Source organism: Pseudomonas sp. BP8, from assembly GCF_017875955.1.
Classification (GTDB): domain Bacteria; phylum Pseudomonadota; class Gammaproteobacteria; order Pseudomonadales; family Pseudomonadaceae; genus Aquipseudomonas.
In genome coordinates, this window is record NZ_JAGINK010000001.1 from 3,960,175 (window position 1) to 3,986,142 (window position 25,968).

Here is a 25,968-nt window from a genome sequence, read left to right on the forward strand (position 1 = left end):
CTCAGAAGCCCACGGTCGCCGACACCAGCCACGTTCTAGGGGTGGACAGGGTCAAGCCAGTCGCTGTGCCCTCAGGCACATTCGCCGATGCCCAATACGCCTTGTCCAACACGTTCTCGACGCTGGCGCGCAAGGTGACGTCCTTGCCGGCCAGCTTTAGCGCGTAGCGCGCGCCCAGGTCGTAGCGCTGCCAGGCATCAGCTTTTTGCTGGTTGGCTGCATCCAGGTACTGGCTACCGGTATGAATGACCCGAGCACTGAGGGTAAGGCCGGCCACCGCAGGCAGGTCCCACTCCATGCCAAGGTTGGCATTGACGATCGGTGCGCCAATCGCCCGGTTACCGTCAAAGCGACCATCGGCGGTCCGGGTCTGCTCGGCGTCGAGCAGCATCGCCCCACCCAGTACCCGCACCCCTTCGAGCGGCTCGCCAAACAGGTTCAGCTCCACGCCCTGGTTGCGCTGCTCGCCGTCGGCGCGCAAGTTGTTCTGCGCGTCGGTGTAGTACGACGGCTTGTTGATGCGGAACACGCTCAGCGTTGCGCTGAAGGTGCCCAGGTCGTATTTGGCACCCAACTCCAGCTGCTTGCTGCGATACGGCGCGAACACCTTGTTGGCGTTGGCGGCGGTTTCCGGCGCCACCTGGCCCTGGGTCAGGCCTTCCATGTAATTGAGATACAACGACAGCTGCTCGCTGGTCCGCCAGACCAGGCCCAGCGCCGGCGAAGTGGCACGCTCGTCATAGACCTGATCTGCTTCGCCCGGCGCCGAACTGTCGACTTCGACCCGCTGCAGACGGGCGCCCAGTGTCAGCAACACGCTGTCATCGGCAAAACTCAACGTGTCGGCCACGGCCAGGCTGGAAAGCACACTCTCGGTGTGGGTCGGGTTGTCGGGTTGGCCAGCGGCGGCAGGTTGCGCCAGGGTAACCGGGTCGTAGAGGTTGCTGATGCCGCTGGCGTAGCGGGCGCCACTGTTGTCGAAGGTCATGTCGAAGCGGTTGAGGCTGACATTGAGGGTATGCCCGACGGCGCCGGTGTTGAACCAACTGCGCGCACCGACAGTAGCGGTCCGCACCTCTTCTTCACGCTGAAACGCGCGTGGGCTGACAGTGAAGCGTCCGCTGTCGTTGGCCACCACCACGGCATGCCGGAGGAAGTCATAGTCGCCCTTGCGCGCGCCGACAGCGCCATAGACCATCCAGTTATCGCTCAGGTCGTACTCGCCACGCAGGGCGCCGAAGGTGTCCTTGGCCCGGGAGTAGGTCCAGGGCTGGGCGAAATTCTCATGCACATCCTTGGCGTTTGGCACTTCTACCCCGGCAGCCAGGCCGACCCGCTCCATCGGCGCATCGACATCCCGCGTCTGATGGCCGACGTCCAGCGACAGCCGCGTGCGCTCGCCACGCAGGTCCAGGCCAAGCACCGCGGCCTCGCGCTCGACGCTCTGGTGGTCCCACTCGGTATCGCCGGACTGGCGCACGCCATTGAAGCGCAGGCCAAAGCGCTGCTCGGCCCCAAACCGCCGGCCGATGTCGACATGGCCGCCGCCCTGCCCGGCCGAGGCATACAGCGCGGTGAACTCGGTGATCGGCGTGTCGCCAGCGCGCTTGGGCTCGATGTTCACCCCGCCGCCGACGCTGCCGTTGGGTGCCAGGCCGCCCAGCAAGGCGCCGGGGCCCTTGAGAATGTCCACCCGTTCGACCATCTCCATATCAATCGAATAGGTGGGCAGCACGCCATACAAACCACCGTAGGCGACATCGCTGTTGTACAGGCTCAAGCCGCGTACCGAGAACTGCTCGAAGCGCCCGCCAGCGGGGTTGGTGCTGCGCACCGAGGGGTCGTTGGCGACCGCATCGGCCAATGTCCTGGCCTGCTGCTCCTGCAACACTTCGCTGGTGTAGGAGGTCATGTTGAACGGTGTTTCCATGTAGTCGCGCTCGCCGAGCATGCCCAACTTGCCCCGCCGCGAGACCTGGCCGCCGGCATACGCATCAGTGCCCGTGGTCACCCCTTGGCCATTGATGGTGGTAGTCGGCAGCAGCTGCGCCGCGTCATCCGCTGGTGCCTGGCGCACCAGGGTATAGCTTGCGTTGCCGGCAGGCAGCAGCACCAGCCCAGAACCTCGCAGCAGCGTGTTGAAACCCTCCTCCACGGCAAACTCGCCGCTCAGTCCGGCACTGCTGCGCCCGGCCACCAGTTGCGGGTCCACCGAGAGGCTGACGCCTGCCTCACCGGCAAAACGGGTCAGGGCTGAGCTCAGGCTCCCAGCCGGGACCTGATAACTGCGCCGCGACGTCTCTTCAGCCCAGGCTGCGCCGGGCAGCCCCAAGGCCAGCACGAGACCCGCGCGCAGCAGTTGCACAGTGAGGGGGCGAAGCAAGGGGTTGGGCGACATCCGAAGCACTCTTGTTTTGGGTAGGAATGCATCTGATGACAAGCGAGGCTGATAAAGGGGACAGCCCTCAGGCAAGTTTTTTTCGCGGCGCCAGCGTGACCCAGTAGCGTGTCCGGTAATGCACCTCTACGGGCAGGCTGGCGGCCAGCAACGCGAGGATCCGCTCGCTGTCGTCAAGCTGGAAGGTGCCGGTCACTGCCAGCCGTTCCAGCATGGGGTCCCAGCGCAGCAAACCCGGCCGATAACGGTCAAGCTCGCGCAGGAAGTCGCCGAGCGGTTGGTTGTCGACGATCAGCAGGCCTTGGCGCCAGCCCGGCTGCTGCGCGTCGAAAGCGTGCAGCGCACCGGCGCCAGTGCCCGAGAGCATCACTTGCTGGCCTGCCTGCAGGCGCAGGTGGGCACCGCGCACAGGTTGCAGGCTGACCTCACCTGCCGTTACCGAGACCAGACACCCCTGCGCTTGCAGGCGAACACAGAAACTTGCCCCCAGCGCCAGCACCCGGCCTTGGGGAACATTCACCAGCAGCGGGCCGCTGCTGTCGACTGCGATCTCCCCGCGCAGCAGTTGGACCTGCTGGCGACCGTCGGCTACCGCGAGGTCTACCGCACTGGCGGTATTGAGCTGCAGCCGACTGCCATCCGCCAACTGCACAGTACGGCGCTCGCCAGTGGCGGTAGCCAGGTCGGCGCTCCAGCGCTGGATTGGCAACTGCTGATAGCCAACCCAGGCCAACGGTGCCAGTGCGCCGAGCGCCAAGGCTTGCCCGAGCAGCTTGCGCCGCTGCGGATCAGGCCGGTCCAGGCAGGCCACGGCGAGTGGCGCGGGGATGGCGCTGAAGCGCTGGCGCAGTGCTTCGGCCTTCTGCCAGAGTGCTTCGTGCGCGCTGCTGCGAGCACGCCAATTAGCTAGCCCCGCGGCGCGCTCGGCGTCCAGCTCACCAGCATCCTGCAAGGCCAGCCACTGTGCAGCCTCACGCGCGAGCTGACGCGCCTGGGCATCGATCTGGGCGCTCACAGTTCCACCAGCAGGCAATGTTCGTAGGCCTTGGCCATGTAGCGTTTGACCGTGCGCTCGCAAACGGCCAGGCGCGTGCCGATGGTGGCGTAGTCAATACCCTCCAGCTGCGACCAGAGAAACGCCTGGCGCACCGGCCGCGGCAGGCCGTCGAGCAGTTCATCCAACGCATGCAGGGTTTCCAGCAGCAACCAGCGCTGCTCAGGTGATGGCATCACCGTTTCTGGCAGGTTGGCCAGGGCCTCCAGGTAGGCGCGCTCGAGGCTGCGCCGCTTGTAGTGATTGACCAGCAGGCGTTTGCCTACCGTCAGTAGGTAAGCGCGCGGTTCGCGCAGGCTCGGCAAGGCGTGCGCCTGCTGCGCAGCGAGCACCCGGACGAAAGTGTCCTGGGCCAGGTCGGCCGCCGCCCAGCGGTCGCCCAGGCGCCGCTGCAGCCAGCTTTCCAGCCAGCTGCGATGGTCACGGTAGAGTGAACTGATAGAGGTTTGAGGTGCCGCGGCGGAGTCAGGCATTCGAGGGCACGCTGGGGCTTGGCTACTTGAATGCGAGTGATTCTAATTGCTTCTTGCGCCAGCGCCAATAGCTGGCGATTTTCAGAATGCCGGGAATGCTGCGCGCGCTTCTCCGACCGGTTCGCCTCGACAAGACCGCTCTCACAGAATGCACGCTAACTCATTGATTAGCGGGCCCCTGTAGGAGCGGGCTTGCCCCGCGAAACCGGCAGAGCCGGTGCCATACACCACGGTGGCTGGACCGAACTCTTCGCGGGGCAAGTCGGATCACCGCACCGGTTAGAATGGGCGGCAAAGCAGCCCGGCTATCAGATTTCAGCCACGCACCCCGAGCATTCCGCGCTCGACAATAAAGTCGATCACCGCCTGCAGGCCATCGCCCTTCTTCAGGTTGCTGAAGGTCCACGGCCGCTCCGGCCGCATACGCTGGGTATCACGCTCCATCACCTCCAGCGACGCGCCAACGTAGGGCGCCAGGTCGGTCTTGTTGATGACCAGGAAGTCCGACTTGGTAATGCCCGGGCCACCCTTGCGCGGGATCTTCTCGCCCTCGGCGACGTCGATCACGTAGATGGTCAAGTCGGCCAGTTCCGGGCTGAACGTTGCGCTGAGGTTGTCGCCGCCGCTCTCGACGAAAATCACTTCGAGGTTGCCAAACTTGCGCGCCAGGCCTTCGACCGCCGCCAGGTTCATCGAGGCGTCCTCGCGGATCGCCGTGTGCGGGCAACCGCCGGTTTCGACGCCGACGATACGATCCGGCTCTAGGGCGCCCGCCTCGGTCAGGATGCGCTGGTCTTCCTTGGTATAGATGTCGTTGGTGACCACGGCGATCTGGTAGTGATCACGCATGGCCTTGCACAGCGCTTCGAGCAGCGCGGTCTTGCCGGAGCCGACCGGGCCGCCGACACCGACGCGCAGGGGTTGCTGATAACTTTGCATGTTGGCAGTCCTCAAGAACGGAACAATCGGGTGTATTGGGTTTCGTGACGCGACGAGGCAATCGCCAGCAGCGGCAGGCCGCCACCCAGTTGCTCGTCGTGCAGATTCAAGGCGTGATCAAGTACCGCTGGCAGCGCCTCGCCGAGGTCGCGCAGCACTGTCTGCGCCGCCTGCTGGCCGAACGGCACCAGCTTGACCCCAGCCATCACCGCGCCCTCCAGCCAGGCAAAGCCAAGGCCCAGGGCAAGCTGGCGCAACGGGATCGACCAGTGCGCGCCAAGCCAGGCCATGCCGCCCAGTTGGCTGAGTTCAAGCGTTGGCCGCCAGGCTGGGTCCTGCCCCAGTTGCCAGCCGTCGAGCAGGCGCGCCAGGGCATATCCGCGCTGGCGCTCTTCAAGGCGCAACTCGGCGGTTTCACGGTTGGCCAGGAGAAACTCGCTCCAGTGCTTGAATGCCTCGGCGTCGTTGGCCTGGCAGGCGCGGTACAAGCGCGCCAGTACCGGCCAGTCGAGATAACCAAGGGTGTCGTGCAGTTGTTCGCGCTGCCAGTCACAGAAGCTCGCGGTGGTGGTCACCCAGCCCGCTTCGACCGCCCACTCCAGGCCTTGCGAATAGGTAAAGCCACCGACCGGCAAGCCCGGGCTTGCCAGTTGCAGCAGGCGCAGCAGCGCCAGGTCGCTGTTCATCAACCGGCCAGCACGACAGCAGCGCCGGCCAGCAGGCCGCCACCGAAGGCTTTTTGCAGGCCACTGTGGCGACGCAGCAGGCAGCCCATGGCAAAGCCGGCCGCCAGCAGCACAGCGCTGACGGTGACAAAGCCGGCGCTGAACAGCCAGAACGCACTCGGCGTGGCTTCTACGCCGTGGGCCCAACCATGGAACAGGGCAAACAGCGGCATGGCCAGCGCCAGCAGTGCCTGACGGCCAGGCACCAGCAACGCGCCTGCGGCCACCAGCAGAGAGGCGATGATCATTGTCTCCATGCCGATTACTCCCCCCAGCAGATGGCCAAGCACAGCGCCGCCGAACATCGCCGCCAAGGTTGCCAACGGCAAGGCCAGGCTGCGTCCGGTCAGGGCTGCCAGCACGCCGGTACCGAGCAGCATCAGCAGGTGATCGAGGCCGGTCAGTGGGTGCAGGAGGCCGTCGTGCAGCGGGTTGGCATCGTGGCCGGGGTGAGCGAAGGCCGGCAGCGCGACCAGCAACAGCGCCAGGGCAAGGGTCTTTTTCATCAATGCTTCCTCAGGAATGGGCGGGCAAACGTACGAACGGATGATCGTTGCCATGGCTATGGCTGTGGCTATGCGGCGCGCTCTGGTAGGCGCCCGCCTCCGGTTCGAACGGCGCCTGCTCGGCGTCCACACTCAGGCCAAGGCCGCGTAGCATGTCGTCCAGCACGTAGTCGTGCTGGTAGCGCAGCAGGCCCGTCTCGATTTGCAGCGGCACATGGCGGTTGCCCAGGTGGTAGGCCGCCCGGGCCAGCAGTAACGGGTCGGCGCAACGCACGGTGGACACTGCCTCAGGCGCGGCCAGCACGCGTATCAACTGCGTGCCCTGGGCGTCCGCGAGCAGTTCGCCGCCACGCAACAGGTGACCACGTTCGAGCATCAAGCCGGCATCGCGGCCATCGTCGAGGGTCACCCGCAGGCGGCTCTTGATGCGGCTGTCGACATTCAGGGTGACAGTACCGGTAACAGCGCCATTGACGCTGTCGGCTTCGCTGATGCGGCGGGTCAGGACAATCATGCTTGCTCCTTCAGAACAGGAAATAACGCTGGGCCAATGGCAGTTCGCTGGCCGGTTCGCACACCAGCAACTCGCCGTCGGCGCGCACCTGATAGGTTTGCGCGTCGACTTCGATCTGCGGCTGCAGGGAGTTGTGGACCATGTCGGCCTTGCGTACCCGACGACAGCCATGAGCGACGCCGATCAGGCTGCGCAGGTTGAGCTCCTCGGCCAGGCCACGGTCCATTGCGGCCTGTGAGAGGAAGGTCATGCGCGTGGCATGCCGGGCTGCACCGAGCGCGCCGAACATTGGCCGGTAGTGCACAGGCTGGGGCGTTGGGATCGAACCATTGATATCGCCCATGGGTGCGGTGACGATCATCCCGCCCTTGATCACCAGTGCCGGCTTGACGGCAAAGAACGCCGGCGCCCAGAGCACCAGGTCAGCCAGTTTGCCGACTTCGATCGACCCCACTTCGTGGGCGATGCCGTGGGTCAGCGCCGGGTTGAGGGTGTACTTGGCGATGTAGCGCTTGACCCGGAAGTTGTCGCTGTAATCGCTGTCGGGCGACAGCGGGCCGCGGCGCAGCTTCATCTGATGCGCCACCTGCCAGGTGCGCAGCACCACTTCACCGACCCGGCCCATGGCTTGCGAGTCGGAAGAGGTCATGGCGAACGCGCCCATGTCGTGAAGAATGTCCTCGGCGGCAATCGTCTCGCGGCGAATGCGCGATTCGGCAAAGGCGACGTCCTCGGCAATGCTCGGGTCGAGGTGGTGGCAGACCATCAGCATGTCGAGGTGCTCGTCGACGGTGTTGATGGTGTACGGCAGGGTCGGGTTGGTCGAAGACGGCAACACGTTGGCCTGTCCCGCCGCGCGAATGATGTCCGGCGCATGGCCGCCACCGGCACCTTCGGTGTGGAAGGTATGGATGGTGCGATCACCAATCGCCGCCAGGGTGTCCTCGATGCAGCCCGACTCGTTGAGGGTGTCGGTATGGATGGCCACCTGGATGTCCATTTCTTCGGCCACCCCCAGGCAGCAGTCGATCGCCGCCGGGGTCGAGCCCCAATCCTCGTGCAGCTTGAGGCCGACGGCGCCCGCAGCGATCTGCTCGCGCAGCGCTTCAGGGCGTGAGGCATTGCCCTTGCCCAGCAGGCCGATGTTGATCGGCAGGCTGTCGGCGGCCTGGAGCATTCGCGCCAGGTACCACGGGCCTGGTGTGCAGGTAGTGGCATTGGTGCCGGTGGCCGGCCCGGTGCCGCCACCGATGAAGGTAGTGACGCCGCTGGTGAGGGCCTCTTCGACCTGCTGCGGGCAGATGAAGTGGATGTGCGAGTCGATGCCACCGGCGGTGACGATCTTGCCTTCGGCGGCGATCACCTCAGTGCCCGGCCCGACCGGCACGGTCACGCCTGGCTGGACATCGGGGTTGCCGGCCTTGCCAATCGCGGCAATACGACCATGCTTGACGCCGATGTCGGCCTTGACGATACCCCAGTGGTCAATGATCAAGGCGTTGGTCAGGACCAGGTCCATGGCCTCGGCCGAGAGCATCTGGCCTTGGCCCATGCCATCGCGGATCACCTTGCCGCCGCCAAACTTGACCTCTTCACCGTAAATGGTGAAGTCCTTTTCCACCTCTACCCACAGCGCGGTGTCGGCCAGTCGGACACGGTCGCCAACGGTCGGGCCAAACATGTCGGCGTAGGCCCGGCGGGAAATACGGCTCATAGCATCGCCTCCAGCGGTCCCATCACCTTGCCCTGGAAGCCATAGACCTCGCGTTTGCCGGCATACGCCACCAAGTGCACGGTGCGCGCCTGGCCCGGCTCGAAACGCACGGCGGTGCCGGCGGGGATGTCCAGGCGAAAGCCGAGGGTCGGCTGGCGGTCGAACACCAAGGCGTCATTGACTTCGTAGAAGTGATAGTGCGACCCGACCTGCACCGGCCGGTCGCCATGATTAGCCACGCTGACGCTGACGGTGGCGCGGCCCACATTGAGCTCGATATCGCCGGCGGCGACCTGGATTTCTCCGGGAATCATGCGCATCTCCTCAGACGATAGGGTCATGGACGGTCACCAACTTGGTGCCATCGGGAAAGGTCGCTTCGACCTGGATGTCATGAATCATCTCGGGGACGCCCGCCATCACCTGCTCGCGGCTGAGCATTTCGCGGCCCAGGCTCATCAGCTCGGCCACGCTGCGACCGTCGCGGGCGCCCTCCATCACTGCAGCGCTGATCAACGCCACCGCTTCCGGGTAATTGAGCTTGAGGCCACGGCCCAGGCGGCGCTCGGCCAGCAGCGCGGCAGTGAACAGCAGCAGTTTGTCTTTCTCTCTCGGGGTCAGCTCCACGGCGTCTCTCTCAGGTGGCCCAGATGCGCGGCGGGCATGGCGTCAGGCCGAGAACGGCCGGACGCAGCACATGCCAGAGGCGCTGCAGGGTATGTTGCAGATGTTGGTTGTCATGATCGAGCAGGCGGATCACCAGCAGTTGGCCTAGCAAAGTGGCCCCAGCAGGGTTGCCCAATTCGTCCAGCAGGCCCCGCACCTGTTCGAGCAGGGCTTGGTCGGCCGGCGCGGCGCAAAATGTCGCCACCAAGGGATGGCCGCCCAGTTTCGCCAGCTGACCGCCCTCGATACGCAGGCGCTCGTGCAGGCCGGGGTCGCCTGGCAGCTCGATTCGCAGGCGGCTGTCGAGGGCACCTTGGCTGAAGCGCTCGTTCATCACCGGGCGGCCCAGGCACAGCGTCTCCCAGGCCAGCAGGCGCGCCCCTGGCTCAAGGCTGAAACGGCTATCCAGGCTGGCCCGCGCGCCGGAGAAGACGATGCTGTCCTGCGGCAGCCATTCCAGCGTGCTGCCGGCCTGGAGGTGAAAACGTTGCTGCAGGCGCGCAGTCGGGCCGATGCTGCGGTAGAACTTGCTGGCGCCCGGCATGGTCAGCAAGGCGTGACTGCCCGGCTCCAGATGAATGTCCAGTTCCAGTCGGTCGCCCGCGACGATGCCACCGGGAGGATGCAGGACGTAGACATGGCATGGCGCTCCTTCCGGATAAAACGGTCGCTGCACCAAAAGAGGTCCAAAATGCCGGCGCGCACCAAGGCGGGTCACGCCATCACGCTGGACGAAGCGCAGTTGCAGGTGAGCGCTCCACCCCGCGTCGTCGTCCTGATAGTGCAGCTGTTGCGCCAAAGACATCCTGAAGCCCCTGAAATCCGTGGCCTTACGGCCGCCTGGTGGAGCGGCCGCCGGCAGTGCGTGCGGGAGGCCTGACCACTTGATCAATATTTGCTGATTGGATATTGCAGGTTGCGGGCCAACTGGACAGGTGAATGAAGATGAAACCGCTCTGGCAAGGGGCACAGGCGTGCGCGACGCACAATCGAGGGGCGGCTATCGGCCCCGTTTCAGTGCTTGTTGGGCAATCCAGAACGCTGAGGACAAATGCGTTAAAGTGCGGCTACGTTCATTTATCTGTGTAAGGAAGCCTCATGCCACTCGCCCCCGCCACCTTGAGCAAGCGCGACATCGCCCGCCTGGAGCGTGAATTGGTGGTGTGCCTGACCGACGCCTGCGAAACCGCCAAGGGCGAAATCAGCGGTTTCGTCTGGTTGACCCACCGGCTTGAGCCTGACGACTTCCCCGCCAGCCTGAGGATCACCTGGGTGTTTCAAGGCGAGGCGGACAAGAACGCTGCACTGGCCGCCAGCGCCAAGGCACGCATGCTCGACCTCACGGCACAGGCGCTCGATCAGGCCGGCATACGCCTGGACCATGTCGCTTGGCATGTGCGCTTCGACAGTGAAGAGGCCTGCAACCGCAGCCACGCTGGCGATTGGGGCAAACGCCTGCTACGGCGCTGAGCCGAGCGGTGCTTTACCCGCGCGCCGGCATCCACTACCCTGCCACTTCCCCTTCACGAGGTATTCGTCCAATGCGCCATTAATGCCGCCGTCACCTCGACGGCCAGCCTTCAGCCCCCTGCTTCAGCCTGGGGATGTCGCGGCATGAGTGGAGTTATGCATGACGAATACGTCGATCCTGACGCTGGACAGCGTCACCCTGGTCTTGCCCAATGGCCGCCCCCTGTTTACCGATCTCAATGAATCCTTCGACCAGCGCCGTACCGGCCTGGTCGGGCGCAATGGCGTGGGCAAGAGCTTGCTCGGGCAGATCCTCGCCGGCATGCGCGAGCCGAGCAGCGGGCGTTGCCTGCGCCATGGCCGGGTGCACCACCTGCAGCAGCAACTGATCACGCCCGGCATCCGTGTGGCCGACCTGGCTCAGGTGGGCGGTGTGTTGGCAGCGCTGCAGCGCATCGAAGCGGGCAGTGTCGATCCCGCGGACTTCGAAACGGTGGGCGAGCGGTGGGATATCCGCGAGCAACTACACGCACAATTTGCCCGCTGCGGCCTGGCAGCAATCGACCTGCAACGCGAGGCCGCCTGCCTCAGCGGTGGCCAGGCGATGCGCGTGGCGCTGGCCGGGGCACTGATCAGCCAAGCCGACTACCTGGTTCTCGACGAGCCCAGCAACCATCTCGACCACCAGGCCAGGCGGCAACTGCTGGCGATGCTCGAGGGGTGGCACAAAGGCCTGCTGGTGATCAGCCATGATCGCGCGCTACTCGAACAAATGCAGCGGATTGTCGAGTTGAGCCCGCAAGGTTTGCGCAGCTATGGCGGCAACCATGCTTTTTATGCAGCGCACAAGGCTGAGCAACAGCGCTGTGCGCAACAGGAAGTAGCTCGCTTGAAGCACCAGCGTCAGCTGCAAGCCCGAGACCTGCAACGCCAGCGCGAAAGCCTGGAGCGCCATCAAGCCCGGGCCGGGCGCCATGCCAAGCAGGCTAACCAGGCAAAGGTCCTGCTTGACCGCCAGCAGCAACGCAGCGAGGCGACCGCAGGCAAACAGCGCCATGATCAGCGGGTAGCTCAAGCACACTTGAGCGAGCAACTGCGCCTGGCTGCCAGGCAAGTCGGGCGCGACCAGCCGATCATTCTGCAGGTGCCCACGGCACACCGGCATCCGGGCCGGGAAGTATTGGCGGTGCACGACCTGCAGTTACCCAGAGGCCAGTCAGGCCCACTCAACCTGCGCCTGTGCAGCGGCGAGAGGGTGGCCGTGACCGGCGCCAATGGTTCAGGCAAGTCCACCCTGCTGCAGGTCCTGCACGGCACGCTGCAGCCGGCGTCAGGCAGCGTGCGCCTGACCGGCGAAAGCGTGTTGCTCGACCAGCATTGCAGTGTGCTCGCCGCCGACCACAGCACGCTTGATCATCTGCGCCGGGCCAACCCGGGGCTCGATCAGGCTGAGCTGCGTACCCGCCTTGCCCAGCTAGGCCTGGACGCCAGCCGCATTGATTTGCCCAGCGCCCTGCTCAGCGGTGGAGAACGGCTCAAGGCGGCGCTGGCAGCCGTGCTGTATGGCGAGCGGGCAGTGGACCTGCTGTTGCTGGATGAGCCCAGCAATCATCTGGACTTACCGTCCCTCGAGGCTTTGGAGTTCATGCTGGGGGCGTTTCGCGGGGGGCTGGTGGTGGTTTCCCATGATCTGGTGTTTCTTCATCGGTTGCAGCTCAACGGTTATCTGCAGCTGGGTTAGAGCGTCGGCCTTTGTCATGTCTGTGCGGGCCCCTTCGCGGGTCAAGCCCGCTCCTACAGGATTTCTGCGGGGCTGACAGCGCGGCGCGGTAAATGCCCGTAAATATGGCGCTTACCCTGTAGGAGCGGGCTTGCCCCGCGAACACCGGCGCAGCCGGTGCCATACACCGCGGCGCCTGCTTCGCGCTAGACCAAGAGGCGGAATCTATGACTGGGCGTTTCCGATCCGCCACGGATGTATTATCGTGGCGAGGTGCGCAAATAACAGCAGCCTGAGCGATCAGGCATCTGCAAGACAAAGAGGGTGTCATGAGTAACGAGATTAACTGGGACAAGCTTGGCTTCGACTACATCAAGACTGACAAGCGCTATCTGTCCGTGTTTCGCGATGGCGCGTGGGACAACGGCACCCTGACCGAAGACAACGTATTGCACATCAGCGAGGGCTCGACTGCCCTGCACTATGGTCAGCAATGCTTCGAAGGCATGAAGGCCTACCGCTGCAAGGACGGCACCATCAATCTGTTCCGTCCAGACCAGAATGCCCTGCGCATGCAGCGCAGCTGCGACCGCCTGCTGATGCCGCGCGTACCAACCGAACAGTTCATCGAAGCCTGCAAGCAGGTGGTCAAGGCCAACGAGCGCTTTGTCCCGCCGCACGGCAAGGGTGCGCTGTACCTGCGCCCGTTCGTGATTGGCGTCGGTGACAACATCGGCGTGCGCACCGCACCAGAATTTATCTTCTCGGTCTTCGCCATCCCGGTCGGCTCCTACTTCAAAGGCGGCATGACCCCGCACAAGTTCCTCATCTCCGACTACGACCGCGCCGCCCCGCAGGGCACTGGCGCAGCCAAGGTCGGTGGTAACTACGCGGCCAGCCTGCAACCGGGTTACGAAGCCAAGAAAGCCGGCTTTGCCGACTGTATCTACCTCGATCCGCTGACCCACAAGAAAATCGAGGAAGTCGGTTCGGCCAACTTCTTCGGTATCACCGCCAACAACGAGTTCGTCACGCCGAAATCGGCCTCGGTGCTGCCGGGTATCACCCGCCTGTCGCTGATGGAACTGGCCGAGTCACGCCTGGGCCTGAAGGTTATCGAAGGCGACGTCGAGATCGACAACCTCGCGCGTTTCGTTGAAGCGGGCGCGTGCGGTACGGCGGCGGTCATCACCCCGATCGGCGGCATCCAGTACAACGGCAAGCTGCATGTATTCCACAGCGAAACCGAAGTCGGTCCGGTGACCCAGAAGCTCTACGCCGAGCTGACCGGCATCCAGAGCGGTGACGTCGAAGCGCCAGCGGGCTGGATCGTCAAAGTCGCCTGATCGCGCTTGCGCTTAAAGCGCGGGGCAAGCCGGTTCTCTCCCCTGCCACAGCAGGTTGTGCGGAGATCGGGCTTGCCCCGCGCTGCGTTTGCGCGCAGATGAATTTTTCTTAAATCGCCGGTTGTCTATTCTTTGGCACAATCCAATCTCCCTTCGCCGCCCAGGAACCAGCATGACCCGCGTACTGACCATCGAAGACGACGCCGTCACCGCCCAGGAAATCGTCGCCGAACTGTCCAGCCACGGTCTTGAAGTGGAGTGGGCCGACAACGGCCGTGAGGGCCTGTCCAAGGCCATCGCCGGTGGTTATGACCTGATCACCCTGGACCGCATGCTGCCCGAGGTCGATGGCCTGACCATCGTCACCACCCTGCGCAATCTCAAGATCGCCACGCCGATCCTGATGATCAGCGCCCTGTCCGATGTCGATGAACGGGTCCGCGGCCTGCGCGCTGGCGGAGACGATTACCTGACCAAGCCATTTGCCTCCGACGAGATGGCCGCGCGGGTCGAGGTATTGCTGCGGCGCAACAGCGTGCCGATGACCCAGACCCGCCTGCAGGTCGCCGACCTCGAACTGGATCTGATCAGCCATGAGGCCCGGCGCGGCGAGCAGACCCTGAACCTGCTGCCCACTGAATACAAACTGCTCGAATACCTGATGCGCCATGCCGGCCAGGTGATCACCCGGATGATGATTTTCGAGGAAGTCTGGGGTTACCACTTCGACCCTGGCACCAACCTGATCGATGTGCACATCGGCCGCCTGCGCAAGAAGATCGACTCCCCCGGCCAGTCGCCGCTGATCCGTACCGTACGGGGCTCGGGCTATGCCATTGCTGAACCCGTCTAAGGGCTGGAGCTCGTCCACCAGCCGCCTGCTGGCGCTGTACAGCTTTCTCTTCGTAGCCTGGAGCAGCATCCTCATGGGCGTGCTGTACTTCGAGGTGTCCAGCTACCTGAACAAGCTCACCCGTCACTCCATGCTGCAACGCCAGCATCTGTTCGCCCACATGAGCGGCAAGCAGCTGGACGATGCACTGATCGCCAGCCAGGCCTTTGAAGAGCGCAGCTTCGATGCCTACGGCCTGTTCGACGCCGAGCTCAAGCCGATTGGCGGCCGTATCCGCAGCCTCCCGCCAGAGCTGGGTCTGGATGGCAAGGTGCATGAACTCAAGCACTGCCTCGACAGCGAAGACCCGCGCATGATCAGCGACAGCTGCGATGCTGTCGCCATCAAGGTCCAGGACGGGCGCTGGTTGGTGCTGTTGCGCGACAACGGCTCACTGTTCGTGGTCACGCGGATCATTCTCGATGCGCTGCTGTGGGGCATTTCCCTGACCCTGATCCCGGGGTTCGCCGGCTGGTACCTGCTGCGCCGCCGCCCGCTCAAGCGTATCCGTGCAGTTCAGGCCAGCGCCGAGCTGATCGTTGCTGGCGACCTCACCCACCGCCTGCCGCTGTCGGCCCGCCGCGATGAACTGGACATGCTCGCCGCCATCGTCAACGCCATGCTCGACCGCATCGAGCGGCTGATGCATGAGGTCAAGGGGGTCTGTGACAACATTGCCCATGACCTGCGCACGCCGCTGACCCGCTTGCGCGCCCAGCTATACCGGATCCGCCAGCAAAGCGGTGACGATTCTGCCCAGGCCGAGGCCCTCGACCAGGCAATCGGTGAGACCGACACCCTGATGGCACGCTTTCGTGGCCTGCTGCGCATCAGTGAGCTGGAAGACCGCCAGCGTCGCGCCGGGTTTGTCCAGCTAGACCCGCATGCGCTGCTGGTGGAGCTACATGATTTCTATCTGCCGCTGGCAGAGGATGAGGCGATCCGCCTGGTGCTGGAGCAGCCGGCACAACTGGCCGCCTTGCACGGTGACCGAGAACTGCTGTTCGAAGCGCTGGCCAATCTGGTGGGCAATGCGATCAAGTTCACGCCTGAGCATGGCCAAGTGAGGATCCTGGCGAGTCAGGACGCCAGCGGCGTGCACATTGCCATAGAAGACAGCGGGCCGGGGATTCCCGAACAGGAGCGTACGGCAGTGTTGAAGCGCTTCTACCGCAGTGACGAAGGCCACCGCCACCCCGGGTTCGGGCTGGGGCTGTCGATCGTTGCGGCGATCGTCGACCTGCATGGGTTTGGGCTGGAGATCGGCGAGAGTGAGTTAGGCGGGGCGAAGCTTGTTCTGCACTGTCCGCTGGCCGTGTAAAACAGTGGGGCCGCTTTGCGGCCCTTTCGCGACACAAGGCCGCTCCCACAGAGGGTAGCGCAGGCCTGAGCGTTGCGAGATCCCTGTGGGAGCGGCCTTGTGTCGCGAATGGGCTGCAAAGCAGCCCCACTGGCAGGATCAGTCAGCCAGACGCCAGGTAGTACCACCCTTACCGTCTTCCAACACCACCCCCATCGCGGTGATCTGGTCACGGATGCGGTCAGACTCCGCCCAGTTCTTGTCGGCACGTGCCTGCAGACGCGCCTGGATCAGCGCCTCCACTTCAGCCGCATCGACCTTGCCTTCAGCGCCTGCGCGCAAGAAGTCATCGGCCTCCAGTTGCAGCACCCCAAGCACCTCACCCAGCTCGCGCAGGCGTGCGGCCAAGCCAGCGGCAGCCTGGACATCAGTGTCGCGCAGGCGGTTGATCTCACGCACCAGATCAAACAGCACAGCGCAGGCTTCCGGTGTACCGAAGTCGTCGTTCATCGCCACGCTGAAGCGCTCGACAAACTCCTCGCCACCTACCGCAGCCACCCGCGGCAAGCCGCGCAGTGCATGGTAGAAGCGCTCCAACGCACCCTTGGCGTCGCGCAAGCTGTCTTCGGAATAGTTGATGGCGCTGCGGTAGTGGCTGGCCACCAGCAGGTAACGCACCACTTCCGGGTGATACTTCTCGAGCACGTCGCGAATGGTGAAGAAGTTGTTCAACGACTTGGACATCTTCTCGCCATTGATGCGGATCATGCCGCAGTGCATCCAGGCATTGGCGTACTGCTTGCCCGTGGCCGCTTCGCTCTGGGCGATCTCGTTCTCGTGGTGCGGGAACTCCAGGTCGCTACCGCCACCATGAATGTCGAAGCTTTCGCCCAGGCAGCAGGTGGACATCACCGAGCACTCGATGTGCCAGCCCGGACGGCCCGGGCCCCATGGCGACTCCCAGCTCGGCTCGCCCGGCTTGACGCCCTTCCACAGGACGAAGTCGAGCGGGTCTTGCTTGGCTTCGTCAACCTCGATCCGCGCACCAATGCGCAGGTCTTCGATCTTCTTGCGTGACAGCTTGCCGTAACCGACGAACTTGCCCACCCGGTAGTAAACGTCGCCGTTACCCGGTGCGTAGGCGTAACCCTTGTCGATCAGGGTCTGGATCATCGCGTGCATGCCAGGAATATGGTCGGTGGCACGCGGCTCGAGATCGGGCGGCAGGATGCTCAGACGACGCTCGTCTTCGTGCATCGCGTCGATCATGCGCGCGGTCAACGCTTCGAACGACTCACCGTTCTCGTTGGCGCGGTTGATGATCTTGTCGTCGATGTCGGTAATGTTGCGCACGTAGGTCAGTTCGTAGCCGCTCTTGCGCAGCCAGCGCGTGACCAGATCGAAGGCGACCATACTGCGGCCGTGGCCCAGGTGGCAGTAGTCGTACACGGTCATGCCGCAGACATACATGCGCACCTTGTTGCCATCCAGCGGCTTGAAGGCTTCCTTGGTCTTGCTCAGCGTGTTGTAGATGTTAAGCACGGCGATTCCTTAGCTACCCCAGGAGTCACGCAGGGTGACGGTGCGGTTGAACACCGGGCGGCCCGGCTGGGTGTCTTTCAGGTCGGCGCAGAAGTAGCCTTCGCGCTCGAACTGGAAACGGTCTTCAGGCTGGGCATTGCCCAGGGAAGGTTCCGCACGACAACCGCTCAGCACCTGCAGCGAATCAGGATTGATGTTGTCCAGGAAGCTGCCGCCCTCCTCGGTCTTTTCCGGATTGGCCGAGCGGAACAGGCGATCGTACAGGCGCACTTCGCATTCGACGCTGGTGGCCGCCGGGACCCAGTGGATCACGCCCTTGACCTTGCGCCCTTCAGGGTTCTTGCCGAGGGTGTCCGGGTCGTACGAGCAGCGCAGCTCGACGATATTGCCGTCGGCGTCCTTGATCGCCTCGTCGGCGCGGATCACGTAGCTGCCGCGCAGGCGCACTTCACCGTTAGGCTCCAGGCGCTTGTAGCCTTTAGGCGGCTCTTCCATGAAGTCGTCGCGGTCGATGTACAGCTCGCGCTCGAACGGCAGCACACGTACACCCATGTCTTCTTTCGGATGGCGGGGCAGCTCGAGGTTCTCGATTTGGCCTTCAGGGTAATTGGTGATCACTACCTTGAGCGGACGCAGCACGCACATGGCGCGAGGCGCGGTGCGGTCGAGGTCGTCACGAATGCTGAATTCGAGCATGTTCATGTCGACCACACCGTCGGAACGGTTGGTGCCGATCATCTCGCAGAAGTTGCGAATCGACGCTGGGGTGTAGCCACGGCGGCGGAAGCCGGACAGGGTCGACATGCGTGGGTCGTCCCAGCCGTGCACGTGCTGCTCTTCGACCAACTGCTTGAGCTTGCGTTTGGAGGTGATCGTGTAGTTCAGGTTGAGGCGGCTGAACTCGTACTGGCGCGGATGCGCCGGCACCGGCAGGTTGTCGAGGAACCAGTCGTACAGCGGACGATGACCTTCGAACTCCAGGGTGCAGATCGAGTGGGTAATGCCCTCGATCGCGTCGGACTGGCCGTGGGTGAAGTCATAGTTGGGGTAGATGCACCACTTGTCACCGGTCTGATGGTGATGGGCATGGCGGATCCGGTACAGGATCGGGTCACGCAGGTTCATGTTCGGCGAAGCCATGTCGATCTTGGCACGCAGTACACGCTCGCCGTCCTGGAACTCGCCCGCCTTCATGCGCGCGAACAGGTCGAGGTTTTCTTCGACGCTACGTTCGCGGAACGGACTGTTCTTGCCCGGCTCGGTCAGGTTGCCGCGGTATTCCTTGGCCTGCTCGGGGGTCAGGTCGCAGACGTAGGCGTTGCCCGACTTGATCAGCGCCACTGCCCAGTCGTGCAACTGGTCGAAGTACTGCGAGGCATAGCGCACCGGGCCGGTCCACTCAAAGCCCAGCCACTTGACATCGCTCTGGATGGCGTCGATGTACTCCTGGTCTTCCTTGGCCGGATTGGTGTCGTCGAAACGCAGGTGGCAGGCGCCCCCGAATTCCTTGGCCAGGCCGAAGTTGACGCAGATCGACTTGGCGTGGCCGATGTGCAGGTAACCATTAGGCTCCGGCGGGAAGCGGGTGACTATCTGGCTGTGCTTGCCCGAGTCCAGGTCGGCCTGGACGATCGGCCGGAGGAAGTTCGCAGGGACGGCGGGAGCGCCTTTGGCAGCGGCGTTGGGCGCGTTGTCGGCAGTGGGCTTGCTCATAGGATCCTTGAATGCACGTGTTCGGCCTGGGTAGGCCGATTGAATCAAAGGGCCTATCATAGCCGAAGCAGTCAAGCTGCTGACAGCCGGGCGCCGACAAAGTGGCGCGATTTATCGCTGCTAATTGTCGCGATTGCGGCAAAATGGCCGCCGCGCACGTGTGCCGCGGCCGCCCGATCCAGCGTCAGGTGTCTAAGCGCGCACCTGTGCAGCCTTTTTCCGAATGCCTTGAAAGAGTGAGTTTCAGCATGTCCAAAGTCAAACTGAGCACCAACCACGGCGACATCGTCATCGAACTGGATGCCGATAAAGCCCCGATCACCGTGGCTAACTTCATCGAGTACGTCAACGCTGGTCACTACACGAACACCGTGTTCCACCGTGTGATCAAGGGTTTCATGATCCAGGGCGGCGGTTTCGAGCCAGGCATGAACGAGAAGCGTGACAAGCGTGCCAGCATCCAGAACGAAGCCGACAACGGCCTGAAGAACGACAAGTACACCATCGCCATGGCCCGTACCATGGAGCCGCATTCGGCTTCCGCGCAGTTCTTCATCAATGCCTCGAACAACGATTTCCTCAACCACAGCGGCAAGAACGTGCAGGGTTGGGGCTACGCAGTGTTCGGTAAAGTGACCGAAGGTACCGACGTCGTCGACAAGATCGAAGGCGTTGCCACCGGCTCCAAATCCGGCCACCAAGACGTGCCGAAAGACGACGTGATCATCGAGAAAGCAGAGATCATCTGAGTGATTCTGCTGATCTCTGATCTGCACCTGCAAGAAGAACGCCCGGATATTTCCCGGGCGTTTCTTGATCTGCTCGACGGCCGCGCGCGGCATGCCAAGGCGTTGTACATCCTTGGCGACTTCTTCGAAGCGTGGATTGGCGATGACGCCATGACGCCCTTCCAGCAGTCGATCTGCCAGGCCTTGCGCCGGCTGAGCGACAGCGGTACGGCGATCTACCTGATGCATGGCAACCGTGACTTCCTGATTGGTCAGGACTTCTGCAAGGCGGCGGGCTGCACCCTGCTCGACGACCCGAGCGTGGTCGAGCTGGGCGGCGAGGCGGTCTTGTTGATGCACGGCGACACCTTGTGCACCCGCGATGTGGGCTACATGAAGCTGCGCCGCTACCTGCGCAATCCACTCACCTTGTGGATCCTGCGGCACCTGCCGCTGAGCACGCGACGCAAGCTTGCCCGCAAACTGCGCAGCGAAAGCCAGTCGCAGACGCGCATGAAGAACACCGAGATTGTCGACGTCACACCTGAGCAGGTACCGCAGGTGATGGCGGCGCATGGCGTGCGTACGCTGGTTCATGGGCATACCCACCGGCCGGCGATTCACAAGCTGATGGTGGATGGCGCGCCGGCACGACGGATCGTTCTGGGCGACTGGGATCGGCGGGGCTGGGCGTTGCAGGTGGATGAACAGGGCTTTCAGCTGGCTCCGTTCGAGTTTTCTTGAGGCGGCAGTTCAGGGTTGGTCAATACCGGCCTCTTCGCGGGGCAAGCCCGCTCCTACAGGGCCTGCGTTGACCCTGTAGGAGCGGGCTTGCCCCGCAAAGAGGCCGGTACTGGCTCAGCCCATCAACGGCTGCTGGCCACTGCTGCCTTGTCCCGCTCGCTGATCACATACTGCCGATACTGCGGATCTGCCTTGATCTGCGCTTCGGTAAACGGAATTGGCGCCAGCTGCTTGGCAGAAAACGCCCGCGTCTGGTCCGCCGCATGCACCGATGCCGCCTCGCTGGATTGGGAAAACGCCAGCAAACCCTGGGCCTGCGGCCCTTGATCGGTAAAGCTGACCAGTTGCAGGTAGCTGGTACCGCTGACCACCAAGCGCTTGCCCTGCCCCACCGGCACGCTGTACATGGCGTTGTATACACCAAGCGCCTGCGGCCCACCCGGCACCGGCGTGCCATCGGCAGACTGCTGGATCTGTCCCCACCGGCTGTCAGCCTGTAGCCCGGCATTGGCGACTTGCTGCAGCGAAGCCAGCGCCGCCTCATGCACCCGCTTGGCCACCGCTGCCTGCTCCACGGCGAGCCCGCGTGGGGTGTGCTGCGGATCCGCCGGGTCAAACGCTACCCGCCAGCTTTGTGGATGCTCAGACAGCGCCGTCATGATGTGCTCAAAATGCACCAGGCCGACTCCGCTGTCGAGGTCGGCCTTGCCATTCCAGGCGCTCAGGCTGGTGCACACCGGCGCCACATCAGCAGCAGCCGACTTGCACCAGTTGAGCAAATCCGGCAGCACCAGACGGGCCAGGTAAACCTCATCATCCAGCACCATCTGCTGCAACTGCGCGACGTCGAGCTTGCCATTCCCCTGCAAGCGCTCGAGGGCGAAGCGGCCACGCATGCCCAACGGCTGATCGTCACGGCTGATCAACGGCGAGAAGCCGGTCAGAGGCTGCGCCGGATTGGCCATGCGCGCCGGGTCGTTGGAATTCTGCACGAAATCGCGGCGCTCAAGGCTTGGCAGCATGTGCGCGGGGAAGATCCCCGGCTGGGCCGCTTGCGGGTCGACCTTCCACTGGCAGGCACTGCGTGAACCGTCCAGCACCACCAGTCGCGAGCCCGCTGCCGGATCACTGCACTGGCTCAACAGGTCTTGGTCCACATAGGGCACCACCGACTGGTTCAGGTACAACGTCTGGCCAGCGGCGTCCACCGCCAGGGTGTTGACCCACGGAATGCCTTGCAACTGCGCTACCGACGCCTGCAGGCCATCCAGGCTCTCGGCGCGGTTGATCTGGTCCCACTGCTGCAGCACCCGCGTGTTGTCCAGGTTGGCATCACGCAGGCTGTAGGCGTGGCGGTTATCCCAGTCGAGTTTGCCCGGCCACTGCACCACCGGGCCGAAACTGGACGCATAGACTTGACGCTCGACCTGGCTGAGTTTGCCGTCCGTGCCCTTGACCGCAACGGTCAAGGTTTGCCGAGCCAGTGGCAGCGACTTGCCATCGAGCAGGTAGCGGGTCGGGTCCTTCGGATCGAGTTCCAGGCGATACAAGGTGAAGTGCTTGGAGGTATCCACGGTGTGGGTCCAGGCCAGGTGGCGATTGAAGCCGATATTTACCACCGGCAGGCCAGGCAACGCGGCGCCCATCACATCCAACTGGCCAGGGATGGTCAGTTGCATCTGATAGAAGCGCATGCCGCCGACCCAGGGGAAATGCGGATTGGCCAGCAACAGCCCGCGACCATTGGCCGAGCGTTGCGCGCCGACCGCCACGGCATTGCTGCCTCGCTCCATGGCGAACTTGGCCTGGCGCTCAAGGGCCACGCTGAAGTCCGCCGCGGGGCGCTGCGCCGCCAGCTTGGGCGGCGCCGCACCGACCAAGGCTTCGACAAACTGACCGGCACCACCCTCGGCCAGCAAGCGCCGGGTCAGTTTGACCAGATCAAGGCTGGTCAGCGGTCGCACCCAGTCGCCTGCCCCGCATTCTGCCGGCAGGCCCTGGGCCTTGCGCTCGACCAAGGCCCGATTGAAACCACTGGCATAGCCCTCGAGCAACTCACGCACACGGGGTGGCTGGGCCTGCAGGAAACCACTCACTGCGGTCGGGGTATTCAACCAAGTAAAGAACAGGTCGCTGTCGAGGTTGTTGCGCTGTTCAACGGTCTTGCCCTCTGGGCCCAGGTAACGCGAGCGTTCGCCATTGACCGTGAGCACCTCGTTGGCCAGCAGGCAGAGGTTGTCCTGAGCGTACGCATAGCCGACGCCATAGCCCAGCCCGCGCTCGTCCTTGGCCAGGATGTGCGGCACGCCAAAGCTGGTCCGACGGATCTCGGCGGTAGCTACACCGGCGGCATCGCGGGCTTGGGCAGCCAGGCTGCTGGCGACCAGGACGGCAGCCAGGCACAGGCCGGTTTTGGGGCGCGAAAGAGTGTTCACGGGCAATCCTCGTTTTCTGGAGTCATCCCGCTTCAGACGAATGGCTTGATGAAAATTTTACGCCGAACAGCGCCTTGCAACGTCTTCAACAGCACCAGGGGATTTTTTTTTGCCCGATGCTGCAGTTTTTTCAATCTCATTCGTCTTTATAAGTGAGGCAACCATGAATTCGGGACAGTCCACGAAAAGGAGCATTCACATGTACCAGCCACAACCGTCACTCGCGGTCGTTCGCAGCACGGGCGGCAACACTAGCGGCCGCAGCATCGCCGAGGGCGAAGAGCGCCTGGGCAATGAACTGATTCGCGAACTGCTGCGCACCTATGGCCTGCGCACCAGCCTGATCCGCCTGAAGGTGATCGACGCGCTGCATGCGGCAGACCGCAACGGCCGCAGCATCGGCGTACGTGGTATTCACGCACAACTCGAGCAGCTCGATATCCCGCTGTCGTTCCTGAGCGTGCGCGAGGTGCTCAAACGACTGTGTGCCGAAGGCGTGATCAACCTGGGTAGCGACAAGTGCTACAGCCTCAACCCGCAGGCGCGGGCCGTGCTTGAGCAACCGTTCGCACGCTGAGCACATGGCCGGCCAGGATGGGCCGGCCGCCTCCCTCAGGGCTTGACCTTGCGCCGCAGGAGGCCATTGATCACCACGACCACCACCGCAATGGCGATAGCCGCGTACTGGAAGGTCTGCTCGCTGATCGTCCCCTGCTTCTGCAGATAGGACAGGCCGAGCATCATGCCCAGTACCACGACAATGATCAGGATCGAGTATTTCAGGCGCTGCACGTGTGTCATCGATAGTTCCTTGCAACATCAGAGGCATTTGGCTCGCAACGAGCCGGCGCAATGATACATCGCTATCTGCCTCAGGCGAGCATTTCCTGGCAAACGCAGCCTTCCCCCCCCACCTCACTTGCATAGCCACTGCACGCGCAATCGAGGGTCATGCTACCCATGGACGCCACTATGCGACTGCCTGGCCAGAAATCGCGGCTTGCGAGCTGGCGCTGAGGCTTCTTCCTACAACAGCGGCCATCGTTGCCTGCACGGCGTGCTCACGGGAGCTACAAGGGCCGGCCCGCTTGGCGCCTAGCTAGGCTGTTTGCGGCTATTCGACAATCAACCCCGCCACCTGCCGAGCCAGGTGGCCGCTGCCTGGGCCAGCCATGGATGCCCACGCAGCGCCAGGCCATCATCCCTGAGGGAGACTCACATGGAACTGCCAGACCTTGCGCGCATCGACATTACCCAATTGCCTCATTCGCTGCAGTCCTTGATTGACTGCATTGGCATCGACAACGCTTATCTGCTGACCAGCGTCTATGGCGGCCGACCCAAGTACATCCCCAAGCACCGTGAACGCACCAAGCTTGCCGACGTCCTCCCGGCCGCTGCACTGGATGCGTTGATCAAACGTTTCGCCGGTGTCGCCCTGGAGATTCCCAAACCCGACCACTTCATGCGCCAGTTGCGCAATCAGCAGATCCAGCAAGAAAGCGCCGATGGCTTGTCGCGCAGTTTGTTGGCCGACAAATATGGCTTGAGCCTGCGCCAGATCGGCAATATTCGTCGGCAGACATAGTTCATGGTTTCCTCAAACGGCCGTTTAGCATAACGGGAGATTGCAGCGATCTGTCATCTCCTGTTACACCGCAGCTCCAGAGTCACAAAAGATTTGTAGCAGCGTACAACGTTAGATTGTCTTGGCGCAGTCTGAATGATTTCGGCGAACTCTGATAATTCCCCAAGCGATACCCACAACAGCAGAAATTACCGATCCGCAAAGCACGCCTACCTTAGCCGCGCCGAGCAAGTTGGCATCGGCGAACGCCAGGGTGGCGATGAAGATCGACATGGTGAAGCCGATGCCGGCTAGCAAGCCGATAAGGATGACCCCGGTCCAGGTAACACCCGCTGGCAATGTGCACCAGCCCAGCCGGACCATCAGCCAGCTCACGCCCAGCACCCCGAGCGGTTTACCCGCCACGAGTGCAATACCGATACCCAGCATCACCCAATGTGGCGCATCGCTGGACAAGTCAATGCCCTGCAGGTTGACCCCCGCATTGGCCAGCGCAAACAGCGGCATGATCGCGTACGCCACCCAAGGGTGTAGTGCACTTTGAATCCGAACTACCGGCGGTAAAAGCTCGCGCTGAGCCAAGCGCAGTCGTTTGAGTGGATCGATTAATTCGTTGACGCCCTGCTCCGGTGCCTTTGCGCTACCCATCAGCTCACCGGTAAATCGTCCGATCGCGTCCAGTGGCCGCTCGCGCATCGGCATTGCGACGACGGGGGTCATCATCCCGAGAATCACACCGGCCAGCGTAGGGTGGGCACCCGTCATCAAAATTCCGCCCCAGGTCACGAGGCCTGGAAGAATGTAGGCATAGGCTGACCCGACTCCGATTTTCTGCAGGCCGATGACCATTGCGAGCCCTACTCCAGCCACTGCGAATCCTGAGTAATCCAATCCGCCCGAGTAGAAGAAGGCGATGATCAGGACGGCAATGATGTCGTCGATGATGGCAAGGGCCAGCAGGAACACACGGATATTCGACGGGATCGACTTGCCCAGCAGTGCCAACACGCCCACCGCAAACGCAATGTCGGTGGCGGTGGGCACTGCCCAGCCGTTTTGTTGCGGTGCTTGATGATTGAATGCCAAGTAGAGCAGCGCAGGGACTGCTACGCCACCCATTGCCGCAGCCATAGGCAATGTCGCCTGGCGCAGGCTGGACAAGGCGCCTTCATGGATCTCGCGGCGGATTTCCATGCCCACAACCAGGAAGAAAATGGTCATCAAGCCGTCATTGATCCAAAAATGCAGGGACTGCGAGACAACGTGCGACCCAATGCCGAATGACACGGCGGTGTGCCATAAGGCTTCGTAGCTGCCAGCGGCCGGAGAGTTGGCCCAGACCAACGCCGCTATGGCGGTGATTAAAAGCACGACGCCGCTGACCGCTTCGATATGGAGGAAGCGCTCTAGATTGGCAAACGCTCGCTGGGCCAGTTGCTGAGCACGGGACAATTCTACTGTTTGCATAGGCAAGGTCACTCGCGCGCGGCGGCCCGACCGG

Annotated in this window: 25 protein-coding genes; 9 read left to right on the top strand and 16 right to left on the bottom strand. The window is 63.3% G+C overall.

Going from position 1 to position 25,968, the window contains the following annotated elements; translation table 11 throughout:
• Nucleotide 1: 1 nt before the first annotated feature.
• From J3B00_RS17240 to J3B00_RS17290, 11 genes are all read right to left on the bottom strand, one after another.
• The gene (locus J3B00_RS17240; RefSeq protein WP_209869127.1) at nucleotides 2-2,398 is read right to left on the bottom strand and encodes a TonB-dependent receptor; all 2,397 of its coding nucleotides are present in this window, start codon (nucleotides 2,396-2,398) and stop codon (nucleotides 2-4) included.
• A gap of 67 nt (nucleotides 2,399-2,465) precedes the next feature.
• Nucleotides 2,466-3,413, bottom strand: coding sequence for a FecR family protein (locus J3B00_RS17245; protein WP_209869131.1), 948 nt, complete (start codon nucleotides 3,411-3,413; stop codon nucleotides 2,466-2,468).
• On the bottom strand, nucleotides 3,410-3,925 hold the full coding sequence (locus J3B00_RS17250) for a sigma-70 family RNA polymerase sigma factor (RefSeq protein ID WP_209869135.1): 516 nt from the start codon (nucleotides 3,923-3,925) through the stop codon (nucleotides 3,410-3,412). Before J3B00_RS17250 ends, J3B00_RS17245 begins: the two co-directional genes overlap by 4 nt.
• A gap of 315 nt (nucleotides 3,926-4,240) precedes the next feature.
• Complete coding sequence (ureG, locus tag J3B00_RS17255; RefSeq protein WP_209869138.1) at nucleotides 4,241-4,864, bottom strand: urease accessory protein UreG; 624 nt, start codon at nucleotides 4,862-4,864, stop codon at nucleotides 4,241-4,243.
• Nucleotides 4,865-4,875: 11 nt separating this feature from the next.
• A complete protein-coding gene (locus J3B00_RS17260) occupies nucleotides 4,876-5,550 on the bottom strand; it encodes an urease accessory UreF family protein (protein ID WP_209869141.1) in 675 nt (224 codons plus the stop codon).
• Nucleotides 5,550-6,095 carry a HupE/UreJ family protein gene (locus J3B00_RS17265; protein ID WP_209869145.1) on the bottom strand — a complete coding sequence of 182 codons (546 nt, stop codon included), beginning with the start codon at nucleotides 6,093-6,095 and terminating at the stop codon, nucleotides 5,550-5,552. The genes J3B00_RS17260 and J3B00_RS17265 overlap by 1 nt, the downstream gene beginning before the upstream one ends.
• 10 nt (nucleotides 6,096-6,105) lie before the next feature.
• Nucleotides 6,106-6,609, bottom strand: a complete 504-nt coding sequence (gene ureE / locus J3B00_RS17270; protein WP_209869148.1) for an urease accessory protein UreE — start codon at nucleotides 6,607-6,609, stop codon at nucleotides 6,106-6,108.
• A gap of 10 nt (nucleotides 6,610-6,619) precedes the next feature.
• Complete coding sequence (ureC, locus tag J3B00_RS17275; RefSeq protein ID WP_209869150.1) at nucleotides 6,620-8,323, bottom strand: urease subunit alpha; 1,704 nt, start codon at nucleotides 8,321-8,323, stop codon at nucleotides 6,620-6,622.
• The gene (locus J3B00_RS17280; protein ID WP_209869162.1) at nucleotides 8,320-8,637 is read right to left on the bottom strand and encodes an urease subunit beta; all 318 of its coding nucleotides are present in this window, start codon (nucleotides 8,635-8,637) and stop codon (nucleotides 8,320-8,322) included. Before J3B00_RS17280 ends, ureC begins: the two co-directional genes overlap by 4 nt.
• Nucleotides 8,638-8,647: 10 nt before the next feature.
• Nucleotides 8,648-8,950 (bottom strand): urease subunit gamma, encoded by a 303-nt coding sequence (locus J3B00_RS17285; RefSeq protein WP_209869166.1) that lies wholly within the window; start codon nucleotides 8,948-8,950, stop codon nucleotides 8,648-8,650.
• 10 nt (nucleotides 8,951-8,960) lie between these two features.
• Nucleotides 8,961-9,794, bottom strand: a complete 834-nt coding sequence (locus J3B00_RS17290; protein WP_209869171.1) for an urease accessory protein UreD — start codon at nucleotides 9,792-9,794, stop codon at nucleotides 8,961-8,963.
• Between the two features lie 293 nt (nucleotides 9,795-10,087).
• On the opposite strand from J3B00_RS17290, the gene J3B00_RS17295 reads away from it, so the two are divergent.
• The 5 genes from J3B00_RS17295 (at nucleotide 10,088) to J3B00_RS17315 (ending at nucleotide 15,738) form a co-directional block, all read left to right on the top strand.
• Nucleotides 10,088-10,459 carry a hypothetical protein gene (locus J3B00_RS17295; protein WP_209869176.1) on the top strand — a complete coding sequence of 124 codons (372 nt, stop codon included), beginning with the start codon at nucleotides 10,088-10,090 and terminating at the stop codon, nucleotides 10,457-10,459.
• 160 nt (nucleotides 10,460-10,619) lie between these two features.
• Nucleotides 10,620-12,200: an ABC-F family ATP-binding cassette domain-containing protein gene (locus J3B00_RS17300; protein ID WP_209869179.1), complete on the top strand. Its 1,581-nt coding sequence runs from the start codon at nucleotides 10,620-10,622 to the stop codon at nucleotides 12,198-12,200.
• A 308-nt stretch (nucleotides 12,201-12,508) separates the two neighbouring features.
• Nucleotides 12,509-13,525 carry a branched-chain amino acid aminotransferase gene (locus J3B00_RS17305; RefSeq protein WP_209869182.1) on the top strand — a complete coding sequence of 339 codons (1,017 nt, stop codon included), beginning with the start codon at nucleotides 12,509-12,511 and terminating at the stop codon, nucleotides 13,523-13,525.
• Nucleotides 13,526-13,697: 172 nt separating this feature from the next.
• Entirely contained in the window at nucleotides 13,698-14,378 is a 681-nt protein-coding gene (locus tag J3B00_RS17310) for a response regulator transcription factor (protein ID WP_119138746.1), read from the top strand.
• Nucleotides 14,356-15,738, top strand: a complete 1,383-nt coding sequence (locus tag J3B00_RS17315; protein ID WP_209869186.1) for a HAMP domain-containing sensor histidine kinase — start codon at nucleotides 14,356-14,358, stop codon at nucleotides 15,736-15,738. The genes J3B00_RS17310 and J3B00_RS17315 overlap by 23 nt, the downstream gene beginning before the upstream one ends.
• A 138-nt stretch (nucleotides 15,739-15,876) precedes the next feature.
• Here J3B00_RS17315 and cysS read toward each other — a convergent pair whose 3' ends face one another.
• Together cysS and J3B00_RS17325 are read right to left on the bottom strand one after the other, a co-directional pair.
• Nucleotides 15,877-17,259: a cysteine--tRNA ligase gene (gene cysS / locus J3B00_RS17320; protein WP_209869189.1), complete on the bottom strand. Its 1,383-nt coding sequence runs from the start codon at nucleotides 17,257-17,259 to the stop codon at nucleotides 15,877-15,879.
• A gap of 9 nt (nucleotides 17,260-17,268) precedes the next feature.
• Entirely contained in the window at nucleotides 17,269-18,972 is a 1,704-nt protein-coding gene (locus tag J3B00_RS17325) for a glutamine--tRNA ligase/YqeY domain fusion protein (RefSeq protein WP_209869193.1), read from the bottom strand.
• Between the two features lie 248 nt (nucleotides 18,973-19,220).
• Here J3B00_RS17325 and J3B00_RS17330 point away from each other — a divergent pair, with 248 nt between their 5' ends.
• Both J3B00_RS17330 and J3B00_RS17335 read left to right on the top strand, forming a co-directional pair.
• Nucleotides 19,221-19,721 (top strand): peptidylprolyl isomerase, encoded by a 501-nt coding sequence (locus J3B00_RS17330; RefSeq protein WP_209869196.1) that lies wholly within the window; start codon nucleotides 19,221-19,223, stop codon nucleotides 19,719-19,721.
• Nucleotides 19,722-20,444, top strand: a complete 723-nt coding sequence (locus tag J3B00_RS17335) for a UDP-2,3-diacylglucosamine diphosphatase (protein WP_209869200.1) — start codon at nucleotides 19,722-19,724, stop codon at nucleotides 20,442-20,444.
• 122 nt (nucleotides 20,445-20,566) lie between these two features.
• Here J3B00_RS17335 and J3B00_RS17340 read toward each other — a convergent pair whose 3' ends face one another.
• Nucleotides 20,567-22,879 carry an acylase gene (locus J3B00_RS17340; protein WP_209869203.1) on the bottom strand — a complete coding sequence of 771 codons (2,313 nt, stop codon included), beginning with the start codon at nucleotides 22,877-22,879 and terminating at the stop codon, nucleotides 20,567-20,569.
• A 199-nt stretch (nucleotides 22,880-23,078) separates the two neighbouring features.
• On the opposite strand from J3B00_RS17340, the gene J3B00_RS17345 reads away from it, so the two are divergent.
• On the top strand, nucleotides 23,079-23,456 hold the full coding sequence (locus tag J3B00_RS17345) for a fe2+ zn2+ uptake regulation protein (protein ID WP_209869207.1): 378 nt from the start codon (nucleotides 23,079-23,081) through the stop codon (nucleotides 23,454-23,456).
• A gap of 35 nt (nucleotides 23,457-23,491) precedes the next feature.
• Here J3B00_RS17345 and J3B00_RS17350 read toward each other — a convergent pair whose 3' ends face one another.
• Nucleotides 23,492-23,680: a hypothetical protein gene (locus J3B00_RS17350; protein ID WP_209869211.1), complete on the bottom strand. Its 189-nt coding sequence runs from the start codon at nucleotides 23,678-23,680 to the stop codon at nucleotides 23,492-23,494.
• A gap of 418 nt (nucleotides 23,681-24,098) precedes the next feature.
• On the opposite strand from J3B00_RS17350, the gene J3B00_RS17355 reads away from it, so the two are divergent.
• Nucleotides 24,099-24,467, top strand: a complete 369-nt coding sequence (locus J3B00_RS17355) for a Mor transcription activator family protein (RefSeq protein WP_209869215.1) — start codon at nucleotides 24,099-24,101, stop codon at nucleotides 24,465-24,467.
• A gap of 111 nt (nucleotides 24,468-24,578) precedes the next feature.
• Here the strand turns inward: J3B00_RS17355 and nhaA are convergent, their stop codons facing one another.
• On the bottom strand, nucleotides 24,579-25,934 hold the full coding sequence (gene nhaA / locus J3B00_RS17360; protein WP_209869218.1) for a Na+/H+ antiporter NhaA: 1,356 nt from the start codon (nucleotides 25,932-25,934) through the stop codon (nucleotides 24,579-24,581).
• Nucleotides 25,935-25,968: the final 34 nt, after the last annotated feature.